The sequence below is a fragment of the Nonomuraea lactucae genome (genome assembly GCF_003313395.1).
In the GTDB taxonomy this organism is placed as follows: Bacteria; Actinomycetota; Actinomycetes; order Streptosporangiales; family Streptosporangiaceae; genus Nonomuraea; species Nonomuraea lactucae.
On record NZ_QNFZ01001013.1, the window covers coordinates 1 to 14,710 of the forward strand.

Annotated in this window: 12 protein-coding genes and 1 pseudogene; 12 read left to right on the plus strand and 1 reads right to left on the minus strand. The window is 70.0% G+C overall.

The features are described 5' to 3' along the window. A partial coding sequence (gene gcvP, locus DQW85_RS36900) for an aminomethyl-transferring glycine dehydrogenase (protein WP_113704376.1) occupies positions 1-2,203 on the plus strand: 2,203 nt, incomplete at its 5' end. A 91-nt stretch (positions 2,204-2,294) separates the two neighbouring features. Here gcvP and DQW85_RS36905 read toward each other — a convergent pair. Beyond that, positions 2,295-3,077, minus strand: coding sequence for a FadR/GntR family transcriptional regulator (locus DQW85_RS36905; RefSeq protein ID WP_162795678.1), 783 nt, complete (start codon positions 3,075-3,077; stop codon positions 2,295-2,297). A gap of 400 nt (positions 3,078-3,477) precedes the next feature. Between DQW85_RS36905 and DQW85_RS36910 the strand changes: the two genes are divergently transcribed. The 11 genes and pseudogenes from DQW85_RS36910 to DQW85_RS36960 form a co-directional block, all read left to right on the plus strand. After that, entirely contained in the window at positions 3,478-4,482 is a 1,005-nt protein-coding gene (locus DQW85_RS36910; protein WP_162795679.1) for a sugar ABC transporter substrate-binding protein, read from the plus strand. Next, positions 4,479-5,501, plus strand: coding sequence for an ABC transporter permease (locus DQW85_RS36915; protein ID WP_113704379.1), 1,023 nt, complete (start codon positions 4,479-4,481; stop codon positions 5,499-5,501). Before DQW85_RS36910 ends, DQW85_RS36915 begins: the two co-directional genes overlap by 4 nt. Next, the gene (locus tag DQW85_RS36920) at positions 5,501-7,027 is read left to right on the plus strand and encodes a sugar ABC transporter ATP-binding protein (protein WP_113704380.1); all 1,527 of its coding nucleotides are present in this window, start codon (positions 5,501-5,503) and stop codon (positions 7,025-7,027) included. Before DQW85_RS36915 ends, DQW85_RS36920 begins: the two co-directional genes overlap by 1 nt. Before the next feature lie 81 nt (positions 7,028-7,108). Beyond that, complete coding sequence (locus tag DQW85_RS36925) at positions 7,109-8,665, plus strand: hydantoinase/oxoprolinase family protein (protein WP_113704381.1); 1,557 nt, start codon at positions 7,109-7,111, stop codon at positions 8,663-8,665. After that, the gene (locus DQW85_RS36930; RefSeq protein ID WP_113704382.1) at positions 8,662-9,759 is read left to right on the plus strand and encodes a DUF917 domain-containing protein; all 1,098 of its coding nucleotides are present in this window, start codon (positions 8,662-8,664) and stop codon (positions 9,757-9,759) included. Before DQW85_RS36925 ends, DQW85_RS36930 begins: the two co-directional genes overlap by 4 nt. An 85-nt stretch (positions 9,760-9,844) precedes the next feature. Beyond that, the gene (locus DQW85_RS36935) at positions 9,845-10,252 is read left to right on the plus strand and encodes a nuclear transport factor 2 family protein (protein ID WP_162795681.1); all 408 of its coding nucleotides are present in this window, start codon (positions 9,845-9,847) and stop codon (positions 10,250-10,252) included. Further along, complete coding sequence (locus DQW85_RS36940) at positions 10,245-11,480, plus strand: metal-dependent hydrolase family protein (protein WP_162795682.1); 1,236 nt, start codon at positions 10,245-10,247, stop codon at positions 11,478-11,480. The genes DQW85_RS36935 and DQW85_RS36940 overlap by 8 nt, the downstream gene beginning before the upstream one ends. Continuing rightward, entirely contained in the window at positions 11,477-12,859 is a 1,383-nt protein-coding gene (locus tag DQW85_RS36945) for an amidase (RefSeq protein ID WP_162795683.1), read from the plus strand. Before DQW85_RS36940 ends, DQW85_RS36945 begins: the two co-directional genes overlap by 4 nt. Then, positions 12,843-13,964: a M24 family metallopeptidase gene (locus DQW85_RS36950; RefSeq protein WP_113704386.1), complete on the plus strand. Its 1,122-nt coding sequence runs from the start codon at positions 12,843-12,845 to the stop codon at positions 13,962-13,964. Before DQW85_RS36945 ends, DQW85_RS36950 begins: the two co-directional genes overlap by 17 nt. A gap of 47 nt (positions 13,965-14,011) precedes the next feature. Continuing rightward, a complete protein-coding gene (locus tag DQW85_RS36955; RefSeq protein ID WP_113704387.1) occupies positions 14,012-14,389 on the plus strand; it encodes a RidA family protein in 378 nt (125 codons plus the stop codon). Between the two features lie 134 nt (positions 14,390-14,523). After that, positions 14,524-14,710 (plus strand): annotated as a pseudogene (locus tag DQW85_RS36960) (tetratricopeptide repeat protein); the annotation flags it as partial.

A 14,710-nucleotide genomic window follows, 5' to 3' on the forward strand; every position in this document is an offset into this window, starting at 1 on the left:
CTTCCGGGCCGTGGCCGGCGCCGCGCACGCCGCCGGGGCGCTCGTCGTGGCAGCCGCCGACCTGCTCGCGCTCACGCTCCTCACCGCGCCGGGCGAGCTCGGCGCCGACATCGCGATCGGCTCCTCCCAGCGCTTCGGCGTGCCGTTCGGCTTCGGCGGGCCGCACGCCGCGTACATGTCGGTCCGCGAGGGCCTGCAGCGGCAGCTGCCCGGCCGCCTGGTGGGCGTCTCCGTCGACACCGACGGCGACCCCGCCTACCGGCTCGCGCTGCAGACGCGCGAGCAGCACATCCGCCGAGAGAAGGCCACCAGCAACATCTGCACCGCCCAGGTGCTGCTCGCCGTCATCGCCGGCATGTACGCCGTCTACCACGGGCCCGAGGGGCTGCGCCGCATCGCCTCCCGCGTGCACCGGCACGCCGCCGTGCTGGCCGAGGGCCTGCGCCGGCGCGGGACCGAGGTGGTGCACGGCGAGTTCTTCGACACCGTGCTGGCCCACGTGCCCGGCCGCGCCGCCGAGGTCGTGCGCCTGGCCGCCGAACGGGGCGTCAACCTGTGGCAGGCGGGTGACGACCACGTCTCCGCCTCCTGCGACGAGAAGACCTCACTCACCGACATCGAGCGGGTGGTGACCGCCTTCGGCGAGGCCCTGGGCCACGATCCCGTCTCCCGCGCGGAGCTCGCCGGGCTGACGGTCGACCGGCGCCTCGACCGGTTGCCCGCCGGGCTGGCCCGCGAGTCCGCCTACCTCACGCACCCCGTCTTCCACAGCCACCACTCCGAGACCGCGATGCTGCGCTACCTGCGCCGGCTGCAGGACAAGGACATCGCGCTCGACCGGTCCATGATCCCGCTCGGCTCCTGCACGATGAAGCTGAACGCGAGCACCGAGATGGAGCCGATCACCTGGCCGGAGTTCGCCGCGATCCACCCCTACGCGCCGATCGAGCAGGCGGCCGGCTACGTCGAGCTGATCGAGACCCTGGAGCGCTGGCTGGCCGAGGTCACCGGCTACGACGCGGTCTCCCTGCAGCCCAACGCGGGCTCCCAGGGCGAGCTCGCCGGGCTGCTGGCCATCCGTGCCCACCACCGTGCCCACGGCGAGAGCGGCCGCGAGGTGTGCCTCATTCCGTCGTCCGCCCACGGCACCAACGCCGCCAGCGCGGTCATGGCCGGCATGCGCGTCGTCGTGGTGGCCTGCGACGCCGACGGCAACGTGGACCTGGCCGACCTCGACGCCAAGATCGACAAGCACCGCTCGTCGCTGGCCGCGATCATGGTGACCTACCCGTCCACGCACGGCGTCTACGAGGAGACGATCACCGAGATCTGCGCCAAGGTGCACGAGGCGGGCGGCCAGGTGTACGTCGACGGGGCCAACCTCAACGCGCTGGTCGGGCTGGCCAAGCCGGGCGAGTTCGGCGCCGACGTGTCGCACCTCAACCTGCACAAGACGTTCTGCATCCCGCACGGCGGCGGCGGGCCCGGCGTCGGCCCCGTCGCGGTCCGCGCCCACCTCGCCCCCTACCTGCCCGCTCACCCGCTGCGCGACGGCTCGCCGGTCGGCCCGGTCTCGGCCGCCCCGTACGGCTCTGCGGGCATCCTGCCGATCTCGTGGGCGTACATCCGGATGATGGGCGCCGACGGCCTCACCGGGGCCACCGAGCAGGCCATCCTGTCGGCCAACTACCTCGCGCGGCGGCTGGCCCCCCACTATCCCGTCCTCTACACCGGGCGTGGCGGGCTGGTGGCCCACGAGTGCATCATCGACCTGCGCCAGATCACCAAGGAGACCGGCGTCACCGTCGACGACGTGGCCAAGCGGCTCATCGACTACGGTTTCCACGCGCCGACCATGTCCTTCCCGGTCGCGGGCACGCTCATGATCGAGCCCACCGAGAGCGAGGACGTGGCGGAGCTCGACCGGTTCGCCGACGCGATGATCGCCATCCGGCGTGAGATCGCGAAGGTGGCGTCCGGCGACTACGACAGGGCCGACAACCCGCTGCGCAACGCCCCGCACACCGCCGAGGCCGTCGCCGCCGACGAGTGGACGCACCCCTACTCCCGCACCGAGGCCGCCTACCCGCTGCCGTCGCTGCGCGACGGGAAATACTGGGTGCCGGTGCGCCGCATCGACCAGGCGTACGGCGACCGCAACCTGGTCTGCGCCTGCCCGCCGCTGGAGGCCTACGAGGACTGAGCCGAGGAGGTCGCCCGCCGGACCCCGGAGGTTCGGAGGGGGCCGGTCCGCCGCTCGGGCGACCGGCCTTCGCGACCTGCGGCAGCGGTCATCAGGACCTCTCGGGGGCGAGGCCCATCATCTGAAGCTGGAGCTCGGCGCGGTCCTGGACGACGCCGGAGATGCCCGGGAAGTCCTGGCGCACCACGGCCTGGAGCAGGCCGTCGTACTGCTCCAGTGCCAGCCGCCGCCGGTCGGCGGTGAACTCCGAGAGATTCCCGCGGGCGGTGAAGACCGCGCCGAGCATGTTCATCAGTGTGGAGAAGTAGCGCTTCAGGAACGGGTTCCGCGCGATCGTCGCGGCGACGGTGTGCACGCGGAAGCTGAGCTCCTGAAAGGCCGCGGCGTTCCCCGGCTCCACCTCGTGCAGATCCTTGATCGCGGCCGCGAGGCGGGCCAGGTCCTCCTGCGAGGCACGCCGCGACGCGAGGAGGAAGACCTCTCGTTCGAGAGTCGACCACGCCTCCACCAAGGCGGGGAGCTGCCGCTCCGGCGTGGGGCTGAAGATCGACTGAAGGGCGGCGGAGACGTTGTCCAGGGTGATCACCGTGACGCCGCCACCGCGGCCCCGCCGCACGCTGACCACGCCCGCCGTCTCAAGGCGCTGCAGCGCGACCCGGACATTGGTGACGCTGATGTTCAGATACTGGGCCAGCTCTTGTAGGTTGGGGAGGGACGATCCGCGCGGATAGAGCCCCTCACGCAGGTCGTCGACGAGTTGCAGCAGAGCCTCGTCGGCGACGCTGACCGGCCGCGCGAAACCCTCCGGCTCGCGCTGAACGGCCGGAGCCGGCCGGTCGCGGTCCGGGATCGACATCGCGTCTGCTGATGCCACGTTCGTCGTCGTCCTCTGTTCGGGGAGAGCAGGCATGGTGTGCCTGGTCGGCGTCGGCCGGCCGAGGGCCGGCACAGGGCTGAGGCGTTCTCATGATGTCAGACCGGGTCAGCGCGGTCTGTCCGCAGTATGGCGGAAAAATCAAACGCTGAACATCTAGAAGTTGAATGTTTTCGAGGCTAGCATCTCACCATCGCTGACGCGGCGACCGGACCCGGTCTCATCTCGGGCGTGCCGCGACCAGGAAGTGAAGGAGTAGTCGATGTCTCGTGCCGTTCGTCGATACCTAACCGTCGGTTGCTCGCTGGCGCTGGCGGTAACGGTCGCAGGGTGTAATAGCGGCTCGAGTGCGAAGCCGACTGCCTCCGCCGCTCGTCAGGGCATGAGCAAGGAAGCCTGTGTGAGCGAGGCGACCAGCGCCACACAGGCGGCCAAGGCCGAGAAGCCGCTCCTCATGCCGGAGGCCGGCTTCGACATGTCGGCGAACTCCGGCAAGAGCCTCTGGCTGATCAGTGTCGTGGCGAACGAATCATCGCAGATGCTGTACGAGGGGTTCCAGGCCGCCGCGAAGGCGGCCAAGATGACGACGCACTTCGCGGCGGCCAACGGCCAGGTCACGCAGATGCAGAAGCTCGTCCGTGAGGCCACGACCGCGAAGGCGTCGGGGATCGTCCTGTTCAACGTCGACCCCGCGTCGGTCTCTGGAGCGCTCCAGGAGGCGGTCGCCCAGGGCATCACGGTCGTGGACTTCAACAACGGCAGCGCGTCCGACCCGCTGGACCCCGGCGTGTTCGCGCACGTCGCGTTCGACATGCGGGCGGACGGCAAGGCGAAGGCGGACTGGATGCTGGCGGAGTCCGGTTGCGACATGGACCTGGCGCTCTTCCAGCTCCCGACGTATCCGATCTCGACCCAGCTGATCGAAGGCGCCAAGAACGAGGTCGAGCGGCTCTGCGCCACCTGTTCCGCGACGGTGTCCGACCTGGACATCGCCACCATTGCGACGAGCCTGGCACCACTGGTCAGCACCGTGCTCAGGCGCAACCCGAAGATCAAGTACGTCGACCCGGGGTTCGACACGTTCACCGGGCTCGCGGCGCCGGCGATCGCGCAACTGGGCTCCGACGCCAAGCTCGCCGGGCACGATGGGCTGCCGTCGACGCTCAAGGCGATGCGGGCCGGCTCCAGCCCGCAGGTGATGACGGCTGCCGTGCCGCCGATGCAGTACATCGGCTGGGCGCTCGTCGACCAGGTGGGACGGGGTATGGCCAAGGCGAAGCCCGCGGAGTGGACCATTCCGTCGCGCATCATCGACCGGACGAACATGGGCACCTCCGATGACCAGATGTTCCCGGCCTACCAGAAGTACGAGCCCAAGTTCCTCGAAAAGTGGGGCCTTCAGTGATCGTCAGGTCCGAGGAGGAGACCGTGCCCGCCGAGCAGTCCGCCGGGAGACACGGACGCCGCATGGGGGGCCACAGCGCCCTCCTCGGCTTCGTGGAACGCTACGGCCTGCTGCTCCTGCTCGTGGTCGAGTGCGTCGTCTTCTCCCTGCTCCTCCCGGACACGTTCGCCACGGTCGGGAACTTCAAGTCGATGGCCAGTGCCCAGGCGATCACCCTGCTCCTCACGGTGGCCCTCGCGCTGCCGCTCCGGGGAGGCGAGTTCGATCTCTCGATCGCCGGGCTCATGACCGCGAGTGGCGCCGTCACGGCGGTGCTCCTGAGCAACGGCGTCAGCCTGGTGGTCGGCATCGCGGCGGGCCTCGGCCTCGGGTTGGTCGTCGGGTTCGTCAACACCGGCCTGATCGTGCGCCTGGGCGTCGACTCCTTCGTCACCACGCTGGGGATGTCCACCGCCCTGGGCGGCCTCGCCTACGCCGTCTCCGACAGCACCGTCGTCGTGAACCTCCCCGAGGGGCTGCTGGCCCTCGGCCGAGAGCAGTTCTTCGGGCTGCAGTCGGTCGTCTGGATCGGCTGGGGGATCGCCCTCGTGGCCTGGTACGTCTTCGAGTTCACGCCGTTCGGGCGCTACCTGCTGTTCGTCGGCGGCAGTCCGGGATCCGCCCGGCTCGCGGGCATCCGCGTGAACGCCGTACGGACCGCGGCGTTCATGGCGTGCTCCCTCATCGCGGCCTTCGCGGGCGTCCTGCTGATCGGCAACGTGGGCCAGATGGACCCCAGCATCGGATCGCAGTTCCTGCTGCAGCCGTTCGCCGGAGTCTTCCTGGGCGCGACCGCCATCACGGTCGGCCGCGTCAACATCCTCGGAGCGATCATCGCCCTGTACGTCCTGGAGGTCGGCATCACCGGCCTGCAGTTGATGGGGGCCCAGCCCTGGGTGTCGGACGTGTTCAACGGAACGGCCCTGGTCGTCGCGGTGACGCTCTCGCTGCTCGCGGCACGATCGAGGCGACGCGCGTGATGGCGGACGAGGCGACGCGCGTGATGGCGGACGAGACGGCGCTCCACCTGCGCCGGATCTCCAAGCAGTACGAGGGTGTCACCGTCCTGCGCGACATCGAGCTCGAGATCGCGGCGGGCCAGGTGCATGCGCTCCTCGGCGGCAACGGCGCGGGCAAGTCGACCGTGGTCAAGATCATGAGTGGCGTGATCCCGCCGGACCCCGGCGGCAGCATGTCCCTGTGGGGCAAGCAGATCTCGCTTCCGGTCTCGAAGGCGTACGAGAACGGTCTCGCCGTCATCCACCAGGATCTGGGCCTGCTCGACAACATGACCGTGCTGGAGAACATGGGCGTCTCATCGCATTACGGCGCGCGGATCCTCGGGCGGATCAGCATGCGGAGCGAGCGTCGCCTGTGCGAAGAGCTGCTGGCCGAGATGCATCTGGATGTCAGCCCCGACCAGCTCGTCTCGACCCTGTCACCCGCGGTGCGCGCGGGAATCGCGATCGCCCGGGCGCGCCGCGTCATGCGGGAGTACTCCGACAAGTACCTGTTCGTGCTCGACGAGCCGACGGCATACCTCGACGCGAGGGAGTCGGAGGCGGTCATGCGGCTCATGCGGAAGGTCGCGGACAGCGGGTGCGCTGTCATGTTCATCTCACACCACCTGAAGGAGGTGATGGACACAGCGGACCACATCAGCGTCCTGCGCGACGGCCGCGTCGCCGACTCCTTCCCGGCGGGCGCCGGAGACAAGAACCGGATCATCACGGCGATGCTCGGCCGAGAGCTCGTGGAGCCCTACCCCGAGGTCAGGCCGATCGCGGGCGGAGCGACCCGGCTCGATGTGCGCGGCCTGTCGGGACAGGTGGTCCGTGACGTCTCGTTCGAGGTCAGAGCCGGTGAGATCCTCGGGTTCGCCGGGCTCGTCGGCATGGGCCACGAAGAACTTCCGTACCTCGTCGCGGGGAGCGGAGCGGCCACCCAGGGCACCATCAGCGTGGACGGAACCGACATCTCCTCGATGTCGATCCGTGAGCGGGTCTCGGCCGGCATAGCCCTGGTCCCCGGCAACCGCCAGCGCGACGGGGTCTGGCCGGACGGCACGGCCGAGGAGAACGTGGTCCTGACCGCGACGGTGGCGGGGCGGCGCAAGAGCCTGAATCGCCGCGGAGAGCGGCGATCCGCCGCCACCCTCCTGGCGAGATTCGGCGTCAAACCCCCGGACCCGGCCCGGCTCGCGATCCAGTACTCCGGGGGCAACCAGCAGAAGATCGTCCTGGCGAAGTGGCTGTCGATGGGGCCACGCATCGTGGTGCTCGACGAACCCACCCAGGGCGTCGACGTGGGCGCGAAGTTCGATGTCCTCTCGGAGATCGCCGCCACGGCCGCCGCCGGCGGTGCCGTGCTCATGTCCTCAGGCGACTACGAGCAGCTCGCGGCGATGTGCCACCGCGTCCTGGTCCTCCGGCACGGGCGCGTGGTCGCCGAACTCCACGGTCGGTCGCTCAGCGAGACGACGATCGCCGCAGCCGTCCACGGCTGAACAACGCATTTCAGAGGCGTCGACCGGACGCCTCGAAACCACAGCAAATCCCATGGCAGAACCCATAGCAAAGAGGAGAGCATGCCTTATCGAATCGGACTCGACGTGGGGGGAACGAACACCGACGCCGTCCTGATGAGCGGCGACAGCATCGTCGCGTGGAACAAGAGGCCGACCTCCGCCGACGTCAGCTCGGGAATCGTCGCGGCGGTGGCCGACCTGCTGAAGGAGGCGCAGGTCCCGGCCGGCTCGGTCGGGGCCGTCATGATCGGCACCACGCACTTCACCAACGCGGTGGTGGAACGCCGGCGCCTGGGAAAGGTCCTCGCCGTCCGGATCTGCCTGCCGGCGAACACGGCCATTCCGGTGGCCTTCGACTGGCCGCGGGAGCTGGCGGAGGCCATGCGGCTCGAGACCGCGATGATCCACGGCGGAGCCAACTTCGACGGCAAGCCGATCGCGAGCGTTCTCCCGGACGAGATCGCCGACCTGGCCCGCCGGGTCGAGGAGTCGGCATGCGACGCGGTGGCCCTGACGGCGGCCTTCGCGCCGGTGTCCGCGGAGGCCGAGGTCGCCGTGCAGAAGCAGCTCCATTCGCTCCTTCCCGACCTTGAGATCTCGATGTCCCACGAGATCGGGCGCATCGGCCTGCTGGAACGCGAGAACGCGACCATCCTGAACGCTTCGCTGCTCAAACTCGCGAGAGAGACGTTCGCGGGATTCGTCCAGGCGCTGGAAGAGCTCAAGGTCACCGCGCCCCTGTACATCAGCCAGAACGACGGGACCGTCGTCAGCGCGGAACACGCGCGGTCCTACCCGATCAGGACCCTGTCCTCCGGTCCCACCAACAGCATGCGGGGAGCGGCGTTCCTGTCCGGCTGCGACAACGCGATCGTGCTCGACGTGGGCGGCACGACCACGGACGCGGGGGCCATCGTCGCCGGCTTCCCGCGCGAGGCGCCGACGGAGCACTCGATCTCCGGAGTCCGGACGAACTTCAGGATGCCGGAAGTCGCCTCGGTCGGCGTGGGCGGCGGGAGCACCGTGACGACAGCCGACGGCGTGCGGGTCGGTCCGCAGTCGGTCGGTTACGCGATCTCACGAGAGGCCCTCGTGTTCGGCGGGCGGACGGTCACGGCCACCGATGTGGCCGTCGCCGCCGGGCTGGCCGACGTCGGCGATCGTGACGCGGCGGCCGGACTGGATCCGCGGCTCGTGGAGGAAGCCGTGACCGCGTGGCACCAGGTGATCGAGGAACTCCTCGAGGACACCCGGTCCAGCCGCGCCCACGTTCCCGTGATCCTCGTGGGCGGCGGCTCGATCATCGTGGACCCCGAGCGAATCAACGGATTCGCCGAGTTCGTCCGGCCCGACTACTTCCAGGTCGCCAACGCCGTGGGCGCGGCCATCCCCCAGGTGAGCGCGGAGATCGATCGAATCCTGGTCATCACCCCCGAGACGAGGGCGGAGTCCTTGGACGCGTTGCGGAACGAGGCCATGGCCCTGGCGGTGAGCAACGGCGCCGCGGCGGCCACGGTGACGATCGCCGACGAGGACATCCTGAACGTTCCATCCCTTTCGGACCACGCCTCGCGGGTCCGTATCCGTGCGCTGGGAACTCTGGAGGTTCACGCATGAGCGCGTCACGGCCGGGCGCCCCGACCCTGCGAGACCAGATCGATGAAGAGGCGGTGCGCGACATCGCGACCGGCGCCGCCGTGCTCGGCGGAGGCGGGGGCGGAGATCCGCACCGCGGCATGATGGCCACCCTCGCAGCCGTTCGCCGCCATGGCCCGGTGCCGTTGCGGTCGATCGACGACTTCGACGACGACGACCTGATCGCGACTCCCGCCCTGGTCGGCGCGCCGATGGTCAATCTGGAGAAGTTCCCCTCCGGTCGTGAGGCCGTCGCCGGGCTGCGGCACCTGGAGAAGATCTCGGGACGCCCGATCGCGGGGGTCTTCTCGGCGGAGATCGGCGGCGTGAACTCGATGCTGCCGATCGGCGTCGCGGCGATGACCGGCCTGCCGGTGGTCGACGCCGACGGCATCGGGCGGGCCGTCCCGGAGATCGACATGACGCTCTTCACGCTCAACGGCCTGTCGTCGACCCCGATGGTCATGAGTGACGACTACGGCAACCTGGTGACCGTCGACAGTGACGACCCCCGCAGAGTGGAAGCCATCTTCCGGCCTCTGTCCACCTTCTTCGGCGGCATGGCCGCGAGCGTGCTCCTTCCGGGCGGCGGTCGCGTCGAGGTCCTGCGCTCGGCCCTGGTCCGCGGCGCCTACACGCTCGCCCACCGCTACGGTCGCGGCATCAGGGAGGCCGGTGGCGACGTGGAGAAGGTGATCGAGGTCGTCCGCAGTGTCGGCGACGGCAGGGAGCTCTTCCGGGGGAGGATCACCGATTTCGACCACGAGATCCGGGCCGGCTGGTCCCAGGCCCGCGTGACCATCACCGGCACAGGCCCCTACGCGCGCTCGACCATGGGGATCGACGTGGTGAACGAGAACCTCATGGCCGAGGTCGACGGCGAGATCGTGAGCGTGATGCCCGACATCACCAGCGTGTTCGACGCCCGTAGCGGGCTGCCGATCACCACCGAGCACGTACGGTTCGGATTCCCCGTGGTCGTCACGTCGACGCCTGCCGACCCCCGGTGGTACACCCCCGAGGGGCTGGACCTGATGGGGCCTCGACGGTTCGGATACTCGTTCGCGCACGCCTAGACCGGGCTCATAACCGTGCTCATGACCGTGCCCATGACCGGTGCACATGAAGGTCCACCCCACTACCGAGTCGAAGGAGAACAAGATGGAGCAGGCCCCGATCGAACTGCGCGAACTGGCCACCGCCTGGCTGCGCGCGGGACTCAGCCGGAACACGGACTTCCTTCGCGAGCATTCCCACACGCCGGAAGGGGCCACGGTGCACACGATCGCCTCCGTTCCCGGCGGCAGCCTGGGCCTCGGCTCGTTGCTGGATCACCTGGACGAGGCTCCGCCACGCGAGCTGGTGTTCTCCTCGCCAGAGGGGTTCGTGCACGGCGACACCGCCTGGTTCTTCGACGACGCGAAGGTCGACATGCTGTATGACGGCGTGCTCGACATGCGCTTCACCATCGTCTTCGTCCGCGTGGACGGGGCATGGAAGGCGGTGCACTCCCATCTGTCCGAGGGGGTCGTCCGCGAGCTGGGCCCGAGGGAGGGGTCCGATGCCTGACGTGCCGGGCCGTCCGCTCGCGAATCGCCCCCGGCTGACGGTGATCGACGACGTCCGGGTCTTCGACCCCGTCACGGGGGTCATCGAGGACTCCAGAACCATCGTGATCCGCGGAGATCGCATCGAGGCCGTGCTCGACACGGGCGCCGCGCTCCCCGGCGAGGCTGAGGTCCACGAAACCGTCGACGGCCGGGGCCTGGTCGCGCTGCCGGGATTGATCGACTCTCACACCCACCTGTGCTTCGACGGCGATCCGAGCCGCTTCAACGGTGTCAATCCGCCCGGACCCGTGCAGGGCCTGCTCGCCGCCCAGGCCATGCGCCGCCACCTCGACGCCGGTGTCACGACCGTGCGTGACTGCGGATCGCCCGACGGCGCCGCCCTGCACGTCGCCCGGGCGGTCGAGGAGGGACTGGTGCGCGGACCCGAGGTGCTCGCCGCCGGACGCGTTCTCACCATGACCGGGGGGCACGGGCACCAGGTCGGAGTGGAGATCGACGGCGTCGACGCCGCGACCAAGGCGACTCGCGCGGAGATCGCCGCGGGCGCCGACTTCATCAAGGTGATGTCCACCGGCGGCATCGTGACCAAGGGCGTGACCCCGGAGCAGGCGGCGCTCCAGGTCGAGGAGATCAGGGCGATCGTGCGTGCCGCCCACGACGCGGGCCGGCGGGTCACGGCGCACGCGACGGGACTCCTCGGCGCCCGGAACGCGGTCCTCGCCGGAGTCGACTCGATCGAGCACGGGTATCAGCTCGACGACGAGGTGGTGCGGATGGCCGCCGAGCGAGGCGTCATGCTGGTCCCGACCCTGGTCGTGCCGACCAGCATGACCGAGCACATGGACCGGCTCCCGTCGTGGATGGCCGAGAAGATCCCCCCTCAGCGGGAAAGGCAGCGCGCCAGCTTCAAGCGCGCCATCGGCGCCGGTGTCGGGATCGCCGCGGGCACCGATGGCGGGACTCCGTTCAACCCCCACGGGAGTCTGCACCGCGAGATCGAGCTGATGGTCGAGTACGGGCTGACCCCCGCGCAGGCCCTCACCGCGGCCACCCTCGGCTCCGCTCGCAACGTCGGCCGCGACAGCGAGATCGGGTCGCTGACCGCGGGCAAGCGAGCCGACATCGTCCTGGTCGGCGGTGACCCGCTGGCCGACATCAGTCAGGTCCGATCCGTGCGCCGCGTCTACGTGCGGGGTGCCGAGCACACGCCGCGTCCGGGGCCGTGAACCGTCCCGGGACGCCCTCCCTGCTCGACACCCGCGAACTGCTCGTGAGCGGGCGGCGTTCGGCGAGCGAGATCGTCGAGCGGGCGCTCGCGGCGATCGACGAGCGCGAGCCCACGTCCGAGGCGTTCGTCGAGGTCTTCCACGATGAGGCCCGCCGGGTGGCTCGCCGGCTCGACGATCTCCGCCGACGCGGGGCTCGGCCCGGTCCGCTGCACGGCGTGCCGATCGCGGTCAAGGACGTGTTCCCGATCGCCGGCCGGCACTGTCGCGCGGGAGCGTCGTTCTTCGGAGCCGAGCCCCGCGAAACCGACACCTTGGCGGTCGCCCGGCTCCGGGCGGCGGGCGCCGTCATCGTGGGACGGACCGTGACGCACCAGTTCGGATTCGGGCTGGACCGCCCGCCGACCCGGAACGCCGTCGACGCCGGCCGGCAACCAGGTGGCTCCAGCGCCGGGTCGGCGGTCGCCGTCGCGAACGGCTCGGTGCCGGGCGCGCTGGGAGCGGACAGCGGCGGTTCCATCAGGATCCCCGCGGCGTTCAACGGCGTCGTCGGGTTCAAGCCGTCCCTCGACGTCGTCGACATCTCCGATTGCGTGCCGATGAGCCCTCGGTTCGACACCGCCGGGCCCATCGCCGCCACCGTCGCCGACTGCGAGCGGCTCTTCGAGGTCCTCCGCGGAACCGCCGAGTCAGCCTCCGTCCCCGGGACCCCGTCCACCTTCCGGCCCCGGCTCGGAATCGACGGCGCCTTCTTCGCGACCGGCGATCCCGCGGTGCGGGAAGTGGTGCGCCGGCGCCTGGAGGAGCTGGAGTCGAGCGGACGCGTGACGCTCGTCGAGGCCGGCGTGCCCGACATCGCCGCGGTCCCGTCCGTCCTCGTCACCATCCTCGTGGCCGACAGCGCGCGCTGGCACCGGCCGCTCATCGCCGGCCACGCCGCCGACTACGACCCGAACGTCCTCGCGGTCATCGAGGAGGGCCTGTCGACAAGTCCCGGTACCTACCAGGCCGCCGTCGATCTGCAGGAGAGGATCTCGAACGCGGTGGGCGGCGTGATGGACGAGCACGCGCTCGACGGCCTGGTCTGCTGGACGGCCCCCACCGGGGCACCCGTCGTCCAGCCGGACGACACGCCCCCGAAGAGGGCGGGCCTGTCCGAACTCGTCTCCGCGCATTCAAGGGGCGCGTTCACCATGCTCGCCAACCTCACCGGTGGCCCGGCGATCACCATTCCGTGCGGCCACGACGGCGAGGGCATGCCGATCGGCATGAGCATCCTCGGCAGGCCCGGAGACGACCATTCCCTGCTCACGATCGCGCGAGCCCTGGAAGCACCCCATCCCCACCTAGGAGAACCGAACCGTGATCACAGCAGATGAGTCGCTGGCCAAGGCGCAGGCCATCCTCGCCGAGGAACGGCTTGAGGCACTCGTGGTGGCCTCACCCGTGAATGTCCGCTACCTCGCCGGTACGTCGTTCCTGACGATGCGCACCATCCCGGACCGCCTGGGCATCGTCGTCGTCACACCCGAGCGTCAGGCGTTCATCTACTGCTCGATCGAGGAGGGCCACGCGCGGCAGGAGTCGTGGCTCACCGAGTTGGTGCCTTACACCGAGTTCAAGGACCCGCCGATGTCGGTTCTGGCGGCGTGGCTGCGCGGCTGCGGCATCACCTCCGGCCGCGTCGGCGTCGAGCTCGGATATCTGACCGCCCGGCACCACCGCGAACTGGAGCGCGCCCTTCCGGGGGTCAGGCCGGTGGGCGTCGACGCGTCGCTCGATCAGGCGCGGGCGATCAAGACGCCGGCGGAGATCGCCACCATCAAGGACATCGCCCGGGCTACCGACGCGTCGATCCGTGCCGCCTTCGAGCGCGCCCGCGCGGGAATGACCGAGCGCGAACTCGCGGAGATCATGCTGTCGGAGGCGCGGGGACGTGGCGCCCGCACCCTGATCCACCAGGTCCTGGCGACAGGGGCGAACGGATTCAAGGCACACGCCGCCCCTGGCGCGACACCACTCGCGCCGGGAGACGTCGTTCGCACGGACTTCGGGATGGTGTGGCAGGGCGAGTACCTGTCGGACGTGGCGAAAACGGCGTTCGTGGGGGAGCCCTCCCGTGCCCAGCGAGACGTCTACGCCAGGCTTGAGGAGGTCCACCAGATCGTGGCCAGGAGCATGCGGGGCGGCGTCCGCGCGCGCGACGTGTTCCGCCTCTGCGCCGAGCTGATGGAAGACGCCGGCCTTGACTTCTGGGCACCGCACATCGGCCACAGCATCGGCCTGGGTCTGCACGAGAACCCGATGCTGCAGCCGTTCGAAGAGACCGCCCTGGAGGTGGGCATGGTGTTCATGCTGGAGCCGCTGGTGACGGGGCCGGACGGCTACTATCACGTCGAAGACCTGATCATCGTGGGACCCGACAGCGGCGAGATCGTGTCGCGTGCCGCCGACTGGAGCGTCCCGATGGCCATCGGCCACTGACGCCCGACAACCAACCCGACAACCAACCCGACAACCATGGAGGGAACATGCACGTGCCGGTTCGGAGCAACACCGCGAAAGGGCCGTACTCCGTCGCGCTGGAGGCCAACGGGCTGATCTTCATATCCGGACAGGGCGGACTGGACCCTCGGACAGGCGCCAAGGTGGACGGCGGAATCCGCGAGGAGACCCGCCAGACCCTCGAGAACATCGACGGTCTGCTGACGGAGGCGGGCCTCAGCCGCTCCGATCTGGCGAGCGTGACCTGCTACCTGACGGACATCGACGACTGGCCGGCGATGAACGAGGTTTACGCGGCCTTCTTCGAAGGGGTGCGCCCGCCGACCCGGACGGCCGTCGAGGTGTCCCGGCTCCCGTTCGGTCTCTCCCTGGAGATGACGGCGATCGCGGTCCGATCATCGTGATCCCGGTCGCCGGAGCGACCGCAAAGCGCTCCTGAGACGGCTCCCGAGGCGGCGTGAGACCTTCCGCGTCAAGCGGGCAGACATGATCGTCGGAAGTGGTTAGGCTCGGGGCGATCGCCGCCGAAGGAGCTTTCGTGACATCCTCAGAGCTGGAGACCCCGCCTCTGGACACCGCCCGCCGCCTGGCCGAGCAGGGCGACCTCGACGGCGCGGCGGCCATCCTCACCGAGCTGGCCGCCGACCCCGACGGGCCCGACAGGGCGCAGGCCGCCGTCGGCCTCGCCGTGGTGCTGGACGAGCGCGGCGACGTCGAAGGCGCCC